We start from the raw sequence: 15263 nt of genomic DNA on the forward strand, positions 1-15263 counted from the left end.
GCTGCTGGTCGCAGCCCTGACCGGATCAGGCGAGCAGAGCCTCGATGACGCCGGTGTGGGCGTCCTTCAGCTCGGCCAGCGAGACGGTGAACTGGCCCTGGACCTCCAGGACGTCGCCGTCCACCACGCCGATCCGGGTGGCCGGCAGGCCACGCGCACCGCACATGTCGTTGAACCGGAGCTCCTCGCTGCGGGGCACCGAGACGACGGCGCGACCGGCGGACTCGGAGAACAGGAACACGAACGGGTCCAGCTCGGCGGGCACTACGATCCGGGCGCCGTTGCCGCCCTTGAGGCAGCTCTCCACCAGGGCCTGGGCCAGGCCGCCGTCGGAGAGGTCGTGCGCGGCGTCGATCATGCCGTCGCGGGAGGCGGCGATCAGGATCTCGCCGAGCAGCCGCTCGCGCTCCAGGTCCACCTTGGGCGGCAGGCCGCCGAGGTGGCCGTGGACGACCTGGGTCCAGGCCGAACCGCCCAGCTCGTCGGCGGTGTCGCCGAGCAGGTAGAGGTGCTGGCCCTCCTCGGCGAAGCCGATCGGGGTGCGGCGGGTGACGTCGTCGATGACGCCGAGCACCGCGACCACGGGGGTCGGGTGGATGGCGACGTCGCCGGTCTGGTTGTAGAGCGAGACGTTGCCGCCGGTGACCGGGGTGCCCAGCACCAGGCAGGCGTCGGCCAGGCCGCGGGTCGCCTCGGCGAACTGCCACATCACGTCCGGGTCCTCGGGGGAGCCGAAGTTGAGGCAGTCGGAGACGGCGAGCGGCTTGGCGCCGCCGGCCGCGACGTTGCGGTACGCCTCGGCCAGGGCCAGCTGGGCACCGGCGTACGGGTCCAGCTTGGCGTAGCGGCCGTTGCCGTCGGTGGCGACCGAGACGCCGAGGTTGGTCTCCTCGTCGATCCGGACCATGCCGGAGTCCTCGGGGGTGGCCAGCACGGTGTTGCCGATCACGTACCGGTCGTACTGGTCGGTGATCCACGCCTTGGAGGCCTGGTTCGGCGAGCCCGCCACCTGCAGCAGGGCCTCCTTGAGCGCCTCGCCGGTGGCCGGGCGCAGCAGCCGCTCGGCGGTCGGGGCGTCCGCCTGCAGCGCGTCCTGCCAGCTCGGCCGGGCGTACGGGCGGTTGTAGACCGGGCCGTCGTGGGCGACGGTGCGCGGCGGCACGTCGACGACCTGCTCGCCGTGCCAGAAGATCTCCAGGCGCTCGCCCTCGGTCACCTCACCGATGACGGTGGCGATGACGTCCCACTTCTCGCAGATCTCCAGGAAGCGGTCGACCTTGCCGGGCTCGACGATCGCGCACATGCGCTCCTGCGACTCGCTCATCAGGATCTCCTCGGGGGAGAGCGAGGAGTCGCGCAGCGGGACGGTGTCGAGCTCGACCCGCATGCCGCCGGAGCCGGCCGAGGCCAGCTCGGAGGTGGCGCAGGAGAGGCCGGCGCCGCCGAGGTCCTGGATGCCGAGCACCAGCTTCTCGGCGAAGATCTCCAGGGTGCACTCGATGAGGAGCTTCTCCTGGAACGGGTCGCCGACCTGGACGGCCGGGCGCTTGGCCGGGCCGGTCGCGTCGAAGGTCTCCGAGGCCAGCACGGAGACACCGCCGATGCCGTCGCCGCCGGTGCGGGCGCCGTACAGGATGACCTTGTTGCCGGCGCCGGAGGCCTGCGCGAGGTGGATGTCCTCGTGCTTCATCACGCCCACGCAGAGCGCGTTGACCAGCGGGTTGCCCTGGTAACAGGAGTCGAAGACCACCTCGCCGCCGATGTTCGGCAGGCCCAGGCAGTTGCCGTAGCCGCCGATGCCCGCGACGATCCCGGGCAGCACGCGCCGGGTGTCCGGGTGGTCGGCCGCGCCGAACCGCAGCGGGTCCATCACGGCGACCGGGCGGGCGCCCATCGCCAGGATGTCGCGGACGATGCCGCCGATGCCGGTGGCCGCGCCCTGGTAGGGCTCGATGTACGACGGGTGGTTGTGCGACTCGACCTTGAAGGTGACCGCGTAGCCCTGGCCGACGTCGACCACACCGGCGTTCTCGCCGATGCCGACGAGCATGGCGTCCGAGGCGGGCGCCTTCTCGCCGAACTGCCGCAGGTGCACCTTGGAGCTCTTGTACGAGCAGTGCTCCGACCACATGACCGAGTACATCGCGAGCTCGGCCCCGGTGGGGCGCCGGCCCAGGATCTCGCGGATCCGGGCGTACTCGTCCTCCTTGAGGCCGAGTTCGGCCCAGGGCTGGGCGGCGTCCGGGGTCTGCTCGGCGTTCTTGACGGTGTCGAGGCTCATCAGGCGTTCACCAGCTGCTTCAGTACGGAGGTGAAGAAGCCCAGGCCCTCGGTGGTCGGGCCGGTGAGCGGCTCCACGGCGTGCTCGGGGTGCGGCATCAGGCCGACGACGTTGCCGGCGGCGTTGGTGATGCCGGCGATGTCGCGGTACGAACCGTTGGGGTTCAGGTCGAGGTAGCGGGCGACGACCCGGCCCTCGGCCTCCAGCTCGTCCAGGACGTGCTGGTCGGCGACGAAGCGGCCCTCGCCGTTCTTCAGCGGCACGACGATTTCCTGGCCGGCGGAGTAATCGCGCGTCCACGCGGTGTTCGCGTTCTCGATCCGCAGCTTCTGGTCGCGGCAGATGAAGTGCAGCGAGTCGTTGCGGGTGAGCGCGCCGGGCAGCAGGTGCGATTCGCAGAGCACCTGGAACCCGTTGCAGATACCGAGGACGGGCATTCCCAGCTTCGCCTGCTCGATGATGGTGTCCATCACCGGCGAGAAGCGGGAGATCGCACCGCAGCGCAGATAGTCGCCGTAGCTGAATCCGCCCGGCAGGACGACCGCGTCGACCTGGTGGAGATCCTTGTCACGGTGCCAGAGCGCGACCGGCTCGGCGCCGGCCAGGCGGACCGCGCGCTGCGCGTCACGGTCGTCGAGCGAGCCCGGGAAAGTGACGACGCCGACGCGGGTGGTCACGAGGACTCCTCCACTCGAACGGTGAAGTCCTCGATCACGGTGTTGGCGAGAAAGGTTTCGGCGGCTTCGCGGATGCGGGCGAGCGCGGCGTCATCGACCGGGCCCTCCAGCTCCAGCTCGAAACGCTTGCCCTGGCGGACGTCGGCGATCCCGGCGAAACCAAGGCGGGGCAGTGCACGCTGCACCGCCTGTCCCTGGGGGTCGAGGATCTCCGGCTTGAGCATGACGTCGACTACGACGCGTGCCACTGGCACTCCCGGTGGTGTTCTCGTGAAGGCGGGGGAACTCCAGACTACCGGGGGTTTGAGGTCCGATTGCGGCCCGGACGTCGCGACGCGCGTAGACCCCAGCCCCTTACGCGACAAGGGCGGCACCTCCGGCGACACTCCCGCCGGTGCCCCTTTTCGGGGGATTCGGGACCCTTCTCAAGAACACCCGAATACCGGCACTCCGGACAGATCGGCCATCCCGTGGCAGCGGTATCCGAACCTCGGTGAATCACGTGAATATCCGGAAAAGAAAGCAGGACTCTTCGATTTCACCCCGCTTCGGGTGCAGAATAGGGCCACCTGCTGCGGCAAGTGCTGCGTATCCGGCATGGCATCCCGCCTGCCCGTATGCGCTTGCGCGACTGGTGCACATCGGGCCTCAGGAGCGCACCCCGCGCCCTGCGGCCGAAATGCCCGAGAGGATTGACACCCATGGCTCAGCGTGTAGTTGTCACGCTCTCCGACGACCTGGACGGCGGCGCGGCAGCGGAAACCGTCCACTTCGGCGTCGACGGGAAGTCGTACGAGATCGACCTGTCCCTGGACAACGCGGAAAAGCTGCGAGAGGCCCTCGCCCCGTTCGTCGCCGCCGGCCGCCGCCAGAGCCGCACCGGAAAGTCCTTCCGCCGCACCGCCCTGACCCCCGACCCGGCCGCCGTGCGCGCCTGGGCGCAGTCCCGCGGCATGGAGCTGCCGGCCCGCGGCCGCATCCCCAAGCACGTCTACGAGTCCTTCGCCGAGGCCAACTGACCTCCCGGAGCAGCTGGTCGCCCCGCCCGTCCGGAAGGGTGGGGCGACCACCCCGATCGATGGGGTAAAGTATTCCTCGTCGCCGCAACCGGAGTCCGGTCGAGGCGGCCGGTGCCCTAGAAAGCACCGTGCGGACGTGGCTCAGTTGGTAGAGCATCACCTTGCCAAGGTGAGGGTCGCGAGTTCGAATCTCGTCGTCCGCTCGCAGTAAGCACGAACAGCATGACCGGGCAGTACGCCCGGGACGGACAACTCAATAGCTCAGCATGCGGACGTGGCTCAGTTGGTAGAGCATCACCTTGCCAAGGTGAGGGTCGCGAGTTCGAATCTCGTCGTCCGCTCCATGAATCGAAGGCCCCCTCTCACGAGGGGGCCTTCGTCGTTCCGCGAGACCTTCTCCGTTCGTGGCGCAGGTCACACGCCGCCGCTCCCGGTGCCCATGACATTTGTCACCGCCGACCCGTGAATCCGCCTCCGCGACCGGTGACAGCGCGCACTGCCCGCACCGCCCCCGCGGCGGAAGGCTGGAGTCATGGAAACGAGCCACCCCCAGCCGCCCGCGGACCACGTGATCGAGGTCGCCGGCCTGCACCGCCGCTACGGACCGGCCGACCCGGCCGGCTTCGACGCCGTCCGCGGCGTCGACCTCACCGTCCGCCGGGGCGAGCTGTTCGCCCTGCTGGGCACCAACGGGGCCGGGAAGACCTCCACCATGGAGCTGATCGAGGGCCTGGCCGCCCCCACCGGCGGGCAGGTGCGGGTGCTCGGCCACGACCCGTACCGCGAGCGCGGGGCGCTGCGGCCCCGGATCGGCATCATGCTCCAGGAGGGCGGGTTCCCCGGTGACCTGACCGTCGCCGAGACCGGCCGGGCCTGGGCCGGGATCACCAGCGGCGCACGGCCCGGCGACGGCGGGCGGACCCTGGACGAGGCCCTGGCGCTGGTCGGGCTGACCGGCCGGCGCGGTGTCCGGGTCAAGCAGCTCTCCGGCGGCGAGCGGCGCCGGCTCGACCTCGCGGTGGCGCTGCTCGGCCGCCCGGAGGTGCTCTTCCTGGACGAACCCAGCACCGGCCTCGACCCGGAGGCGCGCGCCGCGACCTGGCGCCTGATCCGCGACCTGCGGGCCCGCGGCACCACCGTGCTGCTCACCACGCACTACCTGGAGGAGGCCGAGGAGCTGGCCGACCGGCTGGCGATCATGCACCGCGGCCGGATCGTCACCACCGGCACGGTGGCCGAGGTGATCGCCGGCCGACCGTCCCGGATCTCCTTCGAACTCCCCGAGCGGGAGAAGGAGTTCTCCGACCTCACGCTGCCCCCGCTGGCCGGCGCCGAGGTCCGCGCCGAAGGCCGGCGGATCACCGTGCAGAGCCCGCGGCTGCAGGACACCCTCACCGAGCTGCTCGGCTGGGCCGCCCACCACCGGCTCGCCCTCGGCGGGCTCGACGCCCGCAGCGCCTCGCTGGAGGAGGCCTTCCTGGCCATCGCCGCCGGCGCCGAGGAGCAGAGCCCCGAGGCCCCCGCCGTGCCCGCGCGCCGCAACCCGCTCCGCAAGCTGATCGGAAGTGCCCGATGACCACCGCTTCCACCCCCGCCACCACCCGGCCGGCCCCCACCGCGCCCACCACCACCCCGGCGGGCCGGATCCTGGCCCTCGGCCGGGCCGAGGCCACGCTGCTGCTGCGCAACCGCAGCGCGCTGTTCATCGCGGTCGCCCTCCCGCTGCTGATGATCGGCGCCCTGCGCGGGGTCCTGGACCAGCAGGCCGAGAAGCTGGCCGGGCTCGACCTGGACGCCGCCCTGGTGAACGGCGTGGTCGGCTTCGTGCTGATGTTCGTCGTCTACTACAACCTCACCAGCGCCTACGTGGCCCGCCGCAACGAACTGGTGCTCAAGCGGCTGCGCACCGGCGAGGCCGGCGACCTGGAGATCCTGGCCGGCACCGCCGTCCCGGCGGTCGTGCTCGGCCTGCTGATGTGCGCGCTGGTGGCCGCCGGCGGCGCCGTCATGCTGCACCTGCCCGGCCCGGCGAACCCGCTGCTGATCCTGGCCGGTCTGGCCCTCGCCCTCGTCCTGCTGATCGCCCTCGCCGCCCTCTCCAGCACCTTCACCAAGACCGTCGAGAGCGCGGGGATCACCACCCTGCCGCTGATGCTGGTGACCCAGTTCGGCTCCGGCCTGCTCGTCCCGCTCGAAGCCATGTCCGACCGGGTGGCCGACCTCTGCCGGCTGCTGCCCGCCACCCCGGCCTTCGAACTGATCCGGCTCGGCTGGTTCGGCACCGACGGCTCCGGCCCCGCCACCGGCTTCGCCGGCACCTGGGCCGAGGCCGCGCCGCACCTGGCCGTCGGCACCCTCTGGACAGCCGTCGCCGTCTGGGCCACCCTGCGGGTGTTCCGCTGGGAGCCCCGGCGCTGACCGGCCGGCCTCCCCGTCGATGGTCACCGCGGCCCGCCACTGGTAGGAAGACAGGCAGCAAGATCATGACTTCAGGGGGAGCGGCGGAGATGGACGTCACGGCACCGGCCCGGCGCTGGCGGGGCTACGGCAAACCGCAGCGCAGCGAGCTGTACCTGCGCTGGTCGCTCTACCTGATGGCGTTCTCCCAGCCCCCGGTGGTGCTGCTCACGCTGGTCGGGACAGCCCCGCAGCACGGGCCGGGACCGGCCGGCGGGGCCGCCGTGCTGGCCCTGTCCTGCGGCGTCAGCTGGCTGTCGATCAGGGCCTACGGCGCCGCCCTCGACCACTACCTCGGCCGTCCGAGCGCCGTCGACCGCCGGCTCCGGTCGACCGCCGCGGGAGCGCTGGCGGCGCTCTGGATCACCGTGCTGATCGGCTCGGACATCAGCCCCCGGGAGGACGGCGCCAGCCTGGCCGTCACGCTGGCGGGCGGCCTGGCGGTGCTCTGGTTCGGACCGCTGAGCGTCGCCCGCCCCTTCCGGACCGTCGCGCTGCAAGGGCCGCTGGGGCTGGCCCTGCTCGCGCCCCCGCTGCTGATGGCCGGCACCGACCCCGCCACCACCTGCGGGCTGCTGGTGGGCCTCGGAGTGATCCTGCCGCTGCTCGGCGCCAGCTGCCGCAGCTTCGCCTGGCTGCTCGGCGTGGTGTGGGAGCTGGACGCGGCCCGCGAGGCTCAGTCCCGGCTGGCGGTGGCCGAGGAGCGGCTGCGGTTCTCCCGGGACCTGCACGACGTGATGGGCCGCAACCTCACCACCATCGCGCTGAAGAGCGAGCTGGCCGTCCAGCTCGCCCGGCGCGGGCGGCCCGAGGCCGCCGACCAGATGACCGAGGTCCAGCGGATCGCCCAGGAGTCCCACCGCGAGGTCCGTGACCTCGTCCGCGGATACCGGACCGCCGACCTGAACGCCGAGGTGATCGGCGCCCGCGCGGTGCTGCGGGCCGCCGGCGTGGAGTGCGGGATCGACCTCGGCGAGGACGCGGCCGCGCTGGCCGGGCCCGTCCAGTCGGTGCTCGGCTGGGTGCTGCGGGAGGCGACCACCAACGTGCTTCGCCACAGCGAGGCCCGGCACTGCTCGGTCCGGCTGCGGGTGGCCGACGGCCGGGCGGTGCTGGAGCTGGCGAACGACGGCGTGCCGGCCGGCCCTCCGGTGCCCCCGGGCGGGCGGCCGCCCGGCGGCACCGGGCTGCGCGGCCTGCGCGAACGCCTCGCCGCCCACGACGGCACCCTCGACCTGCCGCCCGCGGCGCCCGGCAGCTTCCTGCTGCGCGCGAGCGTCCCGCTGGGCGCCGGCCCGGCGGCCGGCGCCCCCGAACCCACCGCACTGGAGAAGGCCGCCCGATGAACACCCCGACGGAGCCGACCGCGCCGACCCCGGTCCGCGTGCTGCTAGCCGACGACGAGCACCTGATCCGGGGCGCGCTGGCCGCCCTGCTCGCCCTGGAGGACGACCTGACGGTGGTCGCCGAGGCCGCCTCCGGCCCGGAGGCGCTGGCGATGGCGAAGGCCCACCGACCCGACGTCGCGGTGCTGGACCTCCAGATGCCGGGCCTGGACGGCATCGAGGTGGCCACCGAGCTGCGCCGGCTGCTGCCGGACTGCCGCACGATGATCGTCACCGGCCACGGCCGCCCCGGTTACCTGAAGCGCGCCCTGGAGGTCGGGGTCCGGGGCTTCCTGCCGAAGACCGTCTCGGCGGCCGACCTCGCGGGCATCATCCGCACCGTGCGGGCCGGCGGCCGGTACGTCGACCCGGAGCTGGCGGCGGACGCGATCGCGGCCGGTGAGACCCCGCTGACCCCGCGGGAGACCGACGTCCTGGAGCTGGCCGCGGACGGCACCTCGATCGCCGGGATCGCCGAGCGGGCGGCGCTCTCCCAGGGCACCGTCCGCAACTACCTCTCCTCGGCCGCCGCCAAGCTCGGCGCGGAGAACCGGCACGCGGCGGTGCGGATCGCCCGCGAGCACGGCTGGATCTGACCGGCCGGCGCGCGGGCGGGCCGCGCCCGGGCGGGCTACACCCAGTCGGTGGGCCAGTCGGTGCCGGTCAGCCGCTCGTACGCCTCGACGTACTTGGCCCGGACCCGCTCGACGACCTCGGCGGGCAGCTCCGGCGGCGGCTGCTCGCCGTGCCGGTCCCAGCCGGAGGCGGGGGAGGTCAGCCAGTCCCGGATGATCTGCTTGTCGAAGGACGGCTGGGCCCGGCCGGGCTGCCACTGGTCGGCAGGCCAGAAGCGGGAGGAGTCGGGGGTGAGCACCTCGTCGCCGATCACCAGCCGGCCGTCGGCCAGGCCGAACTCGAACTTGGTGTCCGCCAGGATGATCCCGCGGTCGCGGGCGATGTCCCGGGCCCGGGAGTAGACGGCCAGCGTGACCTGGCGCAGCTCGGCGGCCAGCTCGGAGCCGATCCGGCGGGCGGTCTCCTCGTAGCTGACGTTCTCGTCGTGCTCGCCGACCTCGGCCTTGAGCGCGGGGGTGTAGATCGGCGCGGGCAGCTCGGAGCCGTCCTCCAGGCCCTCGGGCAGGGCGATGCCGCAGACCGTCCCGTCGTTGCGGTACTCCAGCAGGCCGGAGCCGGTCAGGTAGCCGCGGGCCACGCACTCGACCGGGGCCATCTCCAGCGGGCGGCAGATCAGCGTGCGGCCCGCCCAGTCGGCCGGGGCGCCCGCCGGGACCTCGGTGGAGATCACGTGGTTGGGGACGATGTCGGCGATCCGCTCGAACCACCACAGCGAGAGCTGGGTGAGGATCCGGCCCTTGTCGGTGATGGCGTTCGGCAGCACCCAGTCGTAGGCCGAGGTCCGGTCGCTGGCGACCATCACCAGCTCGCCGGACTCGGCGCGGTACAGGTCGCGCACCTTGCCGGTGTGCAGGTGGATCAGGCCGGGTACCTGGACAGGCTCGGGCTTGGTGACAAATCCGCTCAAGGTCGTCTCAGTCCTCAGGGTGGTTCGCGTGTCCGCGGGCACGAAAAAGGGAGGTCGGTGGGGCCGAGTCTTTCACGAGGCCCCTTGTCCCTTCACCCAAGGGCGCGGGCCGCTCAGCCGTCCTTGCACAGACGATCCAACAGGTTGGCGGTGGCCCGCTGGACCCTCTCGTCGGTGTGCCCGGGGCGGTCCAGCGCCGGCGACCAGGCGAAGGTGCCCGCCGCGAAGACGTACGCGCCGCTCGGGGCCCGGTACAGCGAGGTCTCCTGGTAGCGGGTCCGCCCGGCCGAGTCCTGGTACGGGGAGTGCGCCAGCAGCACCCGCTCGGTGTGCTCGGGGAGCGCCACCTTGGGGAAGTAACGGTCCGCCTCGCCGGCCACCAGGCCGGGCAGCTCGTCGCCCTCGCGCAGGCCGGTGCCGTCCCAGAGCCAGTGCTCGGTGTTGCGCGCCACCAGCGGCACCGGCGCGGCGACCCGGCTCGCGTACTGGATGCCCAGCAGGTGCTGCTCCGGCTCGGCCGCGTCCCGCCAGAGCGCGCTCTGGCTGCCGGCCACCCCGGCGGCGGGGCTGCCGGCCGGCACCTTCTGCCGCTTGCGGCAGTTCAGCAGCCGGTTGGGCTCGCCGGACGCCGCGGCGGACAGCTCCACCCGCCAGTACATGGTGTTGGCGGAGAGGAAGACCAGCGAGGTGCCGTCGTCGCGGGCCCGCTCGACGGCCCGGCGCATCGGCTCGGACCAGTACTCGTCGTGGCCGGGGAAGATCAGCGCCCGGTGCCGGGCCGGCTCGACCAGGCCGGCGTGCAGGTCGGTGGCGGTGGCGTAGGCGAGGTCGTAGCCGTACCGCTCGGCCCAGCGGATGAAGTCGTAGGCGTGGCCGACGTGCAGCGGCAGCCCGGCGCCGGCGTGCGGGCGGTCGAAGGAGACCGTGACGGCCGCCTCCCGCTCGCCGAGCAGCCCGCCCCGGTCGTCCCACGCGTGGTAGAGGCTGGCCCCGAGCCGGCCGTCCTCGGGGAAGAGGTTGTAGGCCTGCCAGGTCACGTCGGGGAGCACCAGCAGCAGGTCCGCGGTGCGCGCCGGGTCGTCGAAGTCCCGGACGGTGAACGGGATGTGGCTGCGGTGCAGGTTGTCGCTGGTGGTCAGCACGGCGACGTACGCGCCGGGCTTCCAGTGGGTGGGGACCTGCAGCCGCCAGGACTGCCACCAGTGGTGGCAGGAGACGGTGCGGCCGGCCACCAGCGGCGCGGGCTGGGCGAGCCCGGCGATCAGCGGGCTGGACGTCATGTGGTGGGCGCCGTCGCCGGCGTAGTGGCCGATCCGGTAGACGTCGACGGTGAACTCGCGGGGCGGGCGGACGGTGACCCGGAAGTCCACCGACCCGCCGGGGCGGACCACGCCGGCCGAGGCGAAGCCCTTGATCTGCTGGTCCACGTCGTCGGAGTTGGCCGGGGTGCCGACCGGGGGTCTGGGTCTGGCCCCGGTGAGCGGCTGCTGGCCCGGCGCGTCCAGCGAGACGTACCAGGGCACGGCCTCCCCGGTGCCCGCGACGTACTGGTCGGGGCTGCGCAGCCAGGGCAGCGGGCCCTGTCCGAAGGGGTCGGAGACGCCGTGCGCGTGCGTTCCGGACTCCCAGCGACGGTTGAGTTCGGTCCCCACGCGCCCTCCCAGGTGCACCTCCACCGGGCTGGCACGTGCCGCCCGGATGTGCGTGCGGTCTAATACACCACACACTGCTGGCGCTGCGTAGCCTCACCGTAGCAACTAGTGGCGGTCAATCTGCCCGGCTCCCCGCTCCGGGCCGCTGTCCTGCGGGAACAGCGGATCCCGGGGGCGCGCGGTCCGGCACCGTGCGCCGCTCCGCCACCCGGCCCGGGGCATTCCCCGGGCCCCGCTCAGAGCCGTACGGGCTTCTCCAGCCGTACCCCGGCAGCGTCCAGCCAGGCCCGCAGCGGACCGTCCTGGCCCTGCTCGACGGCCTGCGCCACCGGCTCCGCCAGGTCGGTCCGGCGCACCCCGCCGATCAGCAGGACCGGCCCGTCCAGCCAGTCCAGGCCCGGGGTGCCGCCCGCCGTGTCGACGGCCGCGCAGCAGACCATCGCGGTGACGTGCTCGACCAGCAGGTCCCGGCCGCTGCGGACGGGCTCCAGCAGGGAGGGCGGCCGGCCCGTCCGGGCCAGCTGGCTGGCCAGGGCGGCGGCCAGCGGCTCGCCGTCGCCGTCGGAGAGCCGGGACAGCAGGCGGGTGAGGGTGGGGGCGCCCGGGCGGGCCTGCGGGGCCAGCCGGTCCAGTGCGGCCTGCAGGGCGGCGGCCCTGGTCCGCCAGCCGAGGTCGACCACCTCGGTGGGGTAGTCGGCCCAGTCCAGTTCCTTCCAGCCGTCGGCGGCCGCGGTGGCGGAACAGTCGCCGCCGGGCCCACCGGGCGTGAGCGGGGCCGGGGCCGGGGCCGGACCGGCGGGGGACGGCCCCCCGGGCGACCCGAAGAAGAGTTCGGCCGCGAGCAGTGAGACGGCCGCGTCGACGGTGCCCGGCTCCTCCAGCAGGTCGCAGGCGGGCCGGTCGCCCAGCCGGGTGCCGTAGCCGTCGGCGGCGAGCCGGTCGCGCCGGGAGAGTTCGGTGAGCGCGGCGACCACGCCGGCGTTCAGGTGGCAGGGGTGGCGGCCGAGCTTCCAGGCGGGCAGCGCGACCCGGGTCAGCATCCGGTCCCAGCCCGCGTACGCCAGCCCGACCTGCTCCTGGGCGGCGATCCGCAGTCCGTAGTCGACGGCCTTGGCCTGCTCGGAGGCCCAGCCGGCGACCGCCCGCTCCAACTCGGCGGAGTGCTCCCGGCAGGCGCCGAGCAGCCACCGGGTGATCCGGTCGGTCAGCAGCCGGGTTCCCCGGCGGCCCCGCGGGCCGGCACCGGGTTCAGGGTCGGATCCGGGGTCGGGGGCGGATCCGGGGGCCGCGCCGGAGTCCAGGCTCGCGTCGAGGCCGCGGACGAACCGGCGGGCGGCGGCGATGTCGGGGTCGGCCGCGGCGGCGGTACCGGCCACCACGGGGGCCAGCAGGGCCCGCAGCTCGCCGGCCCGCATCCACCACAGGAACGGCGAGCCGATCACCAGGACCGGGGCCGGCGGCGGGGTGTCCCCCCGGCCGCGCCCGGCCCGGCGGCCCGCCCGCGGCACCGGCACGTCCTCCAGCCAGCTGTCGCAGTCGGGGGTGAGCGCGATGGCCGACGGCGCCGGGACCTCCAGGCGGTCGGCCAGCTCGCCTATCAGGCGGTAGAGCTCGGGGGCGTCCGCCCGGGAGAGCGGGACGGCCGGGGTCTGCGGGACGGCTGCGGTGCGACGGGCCCTGGCCACCAGGCCGGCCACCAGCAGGGTGGCCGCGGCGACCGCGCACACCGCCCAGCGGACGGCGTCCCAGGCCGCCGCGTCGGGCGACCCCGGAGCGCCCAGCCGGCCGGTGACCCGCCCGGCGAGCAGCACCACCGCGACGGCGGCCGGCAGTACGGCGGCGGCCACGGCCCTGCCACGGACCCGCAGCACCGCTTGGGCGCGGGCGCGGGCGGTCTCGACAGCGGCCATACGGTGCGGCACCCCCTTCGGAGTCCCCGGGCGCCTTGTCAGGACGACCGGGCCGACTCGAAACGATCAGTTCCGACCGGGAACGGCGGTATCCGAGCCCGGTTGTGCATCCTGCGTGGCGCTCCTGACAGTTTTGACGCCCGCATCCCGGCGGGTGTTCCGGATCGCCCCGGTTTCCACTCGTCCCGGTGACGCCGCACGCATTCCGGACGCCGGCGTCCGGCTTCGACGCGTGGCGGGCCCGGACCGGACCGGCACACCGGGCCACGCACCCCCCAGCATCCCCCCGTACGGGCCCCGCCACCTGGCGACGATCATCGCGGCGCGGCCCGTGGCACTGCGATCCAGCGCACCATAAGGCCGATGGCCGGACCACGTCAGCCGGACGAGGATGCTGTCACTCGAACTGGTGGAATCCGGCGTCCGAGCGGTGTGGCAGCTGGCGCCCGCCCCCCGGCCGCGAAGGCCCGAGGGCGCTGCGTCCATGAGGGTCCCCGCCCAGGAACGGGGCGGGGACCGGACGCAGCGCCCTCGGGGGCCCGCTCGTGCGGCGGCCGGCCGGGGCCTGCGGCCCGGGCCGGCCGGTGGAGCTGTCGGACGGAACGGCCGGTGCTAGCCGGCCGCCTTCAGCGCGATGTCGGTGCGGTGCTGGCCGCCCTTGAGGCTGATCAGCGCGAGCGCGTCGTAGGCCCGGCCGCGCGCCTCGGCGAGGTCGGTGCCGGTCGCCGTGACCGACAGCACCCGGCCGCCGGCGCTGAGCACCTGACCGGTCCCGTCGAGACGGGTGCCGGCGTGCAGCACGTACGCGGTGCCGTCGGCGGCGTCGGCCTCGGCCAGGCCCTCGATCGGGTCCCCGGTGCGCGGGTCGGCCGGGTAGCCCTCGGAGGCGATCACCACGGTGACGGCGGCGCCGTCGTCCCAGCGCAACGGCTCCAGCAGCTCCAGCGTGCCGGTGGCGGAGGCGTGCAGGACGGCGGCCAGCGGGGTCCGCAGCCGGGCCAGCACGACCTGGGTCTCCGGGTCGCCGAAGCGGGCGTTGAACTCGATCACCCGGGTGCCGCGCGAGGTGAGCGCGAGGCCGGCGTAGAGCAGGCCGGAGAACGGGGTGCCCCGGCGGCGCAGCTCGTCCACGGTCGGCTGCAGGACGGTCTCCAGGACCTCCTCGACCAGGCCCTCGGGGGCCCACGGCAGCGGCGAGTACGCGCCCATGCCGCCGGTGTTCGGGCCCTCGTCGCCGTCGAGCGCGCGCTTGAAGTCCTGGGCGGGCTGGAGCGGCAGCACGGTGACGCCGTCGGTGATCGCGAAGAGCGAGACCTCCGGGCCGTCCAGGTACTCCTCGATCACCACTCGCTCGCAGGAGGCGGCGTGCGCCAGCGCCTCGGCGCGGTCGGAGGTGACCACCACGCCCTTGCCGGCGGCCAGGCCGTCGTCCTTGACCACGTAGGGGGCGCCGAAGGCGTCCAGCGCCTCGGCGGCCTCCGCCACCGTGGTGCACACGTAGGAGCGGGCGGTGGGCACGTTGGCGCCCGCCATCACGTCCTTGGCGAAGGCCTTGGAGCCTTCCAGCTGGGCGGCCCGGCCGGAGGGGCCGAAGACCGGGATGCCGGCCGCGCGCACGGCGTCGGCGACGCCCGCGACCAGCGGGGCCTCCGGGCCGACCACGACCAGGTCGGCGGTGAGCAGCCGGGCGAGCGCGGCCACGGCCGCACCGTCCAGCTGGTCGACCGGGTGGACCGTCGCCACCTGCGCGATCCCGGCGTTACCCGGGGCGCAGTGCAGCTCGGTGACGGCGGGATCTTGGGACAGAGAGCGGCACAGGGCGTGTTCGCGGGCGCCGCCGCCGATGACGAGGACCTTCACGGTTGGCAAGGGTAGTCGGTGACGCGATCGGGCCGCTCTCCGGTCTCATGCGGACGTCCGGACCGGGGGCGGCTGCGGCAGCGCCGACCTGGAGGAAGCTCCGAACGCGCGCCCGTCGGGACCCTCGGGCGGCAGCGGCGGGTGTCCGGGTCAGGACAGCGGGTCACCGGCGGCTCGCTCGGAAGGGTGAAATCTCGCCGGCCCCCGCAACCCTCCCACCTCGGGATCCTGAGGTCATTTCCGGTAACGATCATTGGCGAAGCGACCCCACGGTCAGCCATTTGGCGGTAAGAAGTGCTGTTGGACAACCACCGGCGATGTGCCGGTACGCGAACCTACGGGCGGTCCACACCCGCCCGGCGGCCTCGCCCGTCCACCGCGCCAGCAGGAATTCACGAACCGTCAGGGGGATGAATCGTCAGGAAGTGCCTTTTCCGGACGATTCCACCCCGGCCTCCGAAGCCCGCGCCCCGGCACCC

The 15263-nt window shown here is 73.9% G+C and carries 12 protein-coding genes and 2 tRNA genes; 7 read left to right on the plus strand and 7 right to left on the minus strand.

Translation table 11 applies throughout. The features are described from left to right. Window positions 1–25 precede the first annotated feature (25 nt). Genes purL through purS form a run of 3 tightly spaced genes read right to left on the minus strand, consistent with a single transcriptional unit; the run spans window position 26 to window position 3206 of the window. On the minus strand, window positions 26–2281 hold the full coding sequence (purL, locus tag J2S46_RS20635; RefSeq protein ID WP_191288551.1) for a phosphoribosylformylglycinamidine synthase subunit PurL: 2256 nt from the start codon (window positions 2279–2281) through the stop codon (window positions 26–28). Next, window positions 2281–2958 (minus strand): phosphoribosylformylglycinamidine synthase subunit PurQ, encoded by a 678-nt coding sequence (gene purQ / locus J2S46_RS20640; protein WP_190210938.1) that lies wholly within the window; start codon window positions 2956–2958, stop codon window positions 2281–2283. Before purQ ends, purL begins: the two co-directional genes overlap by 1 nt. Further along, window positions 2955–3206 (minus strand): phosphoribosylformylglycinamidine synthase subunit PurS, encoded by a 252-nt coding sequence (gene purS, locus J2S46_RS20645; RefSeq protein ID WP_073929151.1) that lies wholly within the window; start codon window positions 3204–3206, stop codon window positions 2955–2957. Before purS ends, purQ begins: the two co-directional genes overlap by 4 nt. A 453-nt stretch (window positions 3207–3659) precedes the next feature. Here purS and J2S46_RS20650 point away from each other — a divergent pair, with 453 nt between their 5' ends. The 7 genes from J2S46_RS20650 to J2S46_RS20680 all read left to right on the plus strand — a co-directional run bounded on the left by J2S46_RS20650 (window position 3660) and on the right by J2S46_RS20680 (window position 8415). Beyond that, window positions 3660–3977 (plus strand): histone-like nucleoid-structuring protein Lsr2, encoded by a 318-nt coding sequence (locus J2S46_RS20650; protein WP_073929152.1) that lies wholly within the window; start codon window positions 3660–3662, stop codon window positions 3975–3977. Window positions 3978–4107: 130 nt separating this feature from the next. Further along, window positions 4108–4180 (plus strand) — tRNA-Gly (locus J2S46_RS20655). 65 nt (window positions 4181–4245) lie between these two features. Continuing rightward, window positions 4246–4321 (plus strand) — tRNA-Gly (locus tag J2S46_RS20660). A 188-nt stretch (window positions 4322–4509) separates the two neighbouring features. Continuing rightward, entirely contained in the window at window positions 4510–5553 is a 1044-nt protein-coding gene (locus tag J2S46_RS20665; RefSeq protein WP_191288550.1) for an ABC transporter ATP-binding protein, read from the plus strand. Continuing rightward, a complete protein-coding gene (locus tag J2S46_RS20670; RefSeq protein WP_191288549.1) occupies window positions 5550–6395 on the plus strand; it encodes an ABC transporter permease in 846 nt (281 codons plus the stop codon). Before J2S46_RS20665 ends, J2S46_RS20670 begins: the two co-directional genes overlap by 4 nt. Window positions 6396–6484: 89 nt before the next feature. Next, entirely contained in the window at window positions 6485–7780 is a 1296-nt protein-coding gene (locus J2S46_RS20675) for a sensor histidine kinase (protein WP_191288548.1), read from the plus strand. Next, window positions 7777–8415, plus strand: coding sequence for a response regulator transcription factor (locus tag J2S46_RS20680; RefSeq protein ID WP_073929156.1), 639 nt, complete (start codon window positions 7777–7779; stop codon window positions 8413–8415). The genes J2S46_RS20675 and J2S46_RS20680 overlap by 4 nt, the downstream gene beginning before the upstream one ends. A gap of 35 nt (window positions 8416–8450) precedes the next feature. Here the strand turns inward: J2S46_RS20680 and J2S46_RS20685 are convergent, their stop codons facing one another. The 4 genes from J2S46_RS20685 to purD all read right to left on the minus strand — a co-directional run bounded on the left by J2S46_RS20685 (window position 8451) and on the right by purD (window position 14784). Then, window positions 8451–9362, minus strand: a complete 912-nt coding sequence (locus J2S46_RS20685; RefSeq protein WP_191288547.1) for a phosphoribosylaminoimidazolesuccinocarboxamide synthase — start codon at window positions 9360–9362, stop codon at window positions 8451–8453. A gap of 113 nt (window positions 9363–9475) precedes the next feature. Next, window positions 9476–11014, minus strand: a complete 1539-nt coding sequence (locus tag J2S46_RS20690) for a N,N-dimethylformamidase beta subunit family domain-containing protein (RefSeq protein ID WP_191288546.1) — start codon at window positions 11012–11014, stop codon at window positions 9476–9478. A 236-nt stretch (window positions 11015–11250) separates the two neighbouring features. Then, window positions 11251–12924, minus strand: a complete 1674-nt coding sequence (locus tag J2S46_RS20695; protein WP_191288545.1) for a hypothetical protein — start codon at window positions 12922–12924, stop codon at window positions 11251–11253. A gap of 612 nt (window positions 12925–13536) precedes the next feature. Beyond that, on the minus strand, window positions 13537–14784 hold the full coding sequence (gene purD / locus J2S46_RS20700; protein WP_191288544.1) for a phosphoribosylamine--glycine ligase: 1248 nt from the start codon (window positions 14782–14784) through the stop codon (window positions 13537–13539). Window positions 14785–15263: the final 479 nt, after the last annotated feature.

The organism is Kitasatospora herbaricolor (genome assembly GCF_030813695.1).
Taxonomy (GTDB): Bacteria; Actinomycetota; Actinomycetes; order Streptomycetales; family Streptomycetaceae; genus Kitasatospora; species Kitasatospora herbaricolor.

Excerpts from the sequence above, each read along its gene's own strand:
- purL (WP_191288551.1), bottom strand. The coding sequence starts at position 2,281 with ATGAGCCTCGACACCGTCAAGAACGCCGAGCAGACCCCGGACGCCGCC.
- J2S46_RS20650 (WP_073929152.1), top strand. The coding sequence starts at position 3,660 with ATGGCTCAGCGTGTAGTTGTCACGCTCTCCGACGACCTGGACGGCGGC.
- J2S46_RS20665 (WP_191288550.1), top strand. The coding sequence starts at position 4,510 with ATGGAAACGAGCCACCCCCAGCCGCCCGCGGACCACGTGATCGAGGTC.
- J2S46_RS20670 (WP_191288549.1), top strand. The coding sequence starts at position 5,550 with ATGACCACCGCTTCCACCCCCGCCACCACCCGGCCGGCCCCCACCGCG.
- J2S46_RS20675 (WP_191288548.1), top strand. The coding sequence starts at position 6,485 with ATGGACGTCACGGCACCGGCCCGGCGCTGGCGGGGCTACGGCAAACCG.
- J2S46_RS20680 (WP_073929156.1), top strand. The coding sequence starts at position 7,777 with ATGAACACCCCGACGGAGCCGACCGCGCCGACCCCGGTCCGCGTGCTG.
- J2S46_RS20695 (WP_191288545.1), bottom strand. The coding sequence starts at position 12,924 with ATGGCCGCTGTCGAGACCGCCCGCGCCCGCGCCCAAGCGGTGCTGCGG.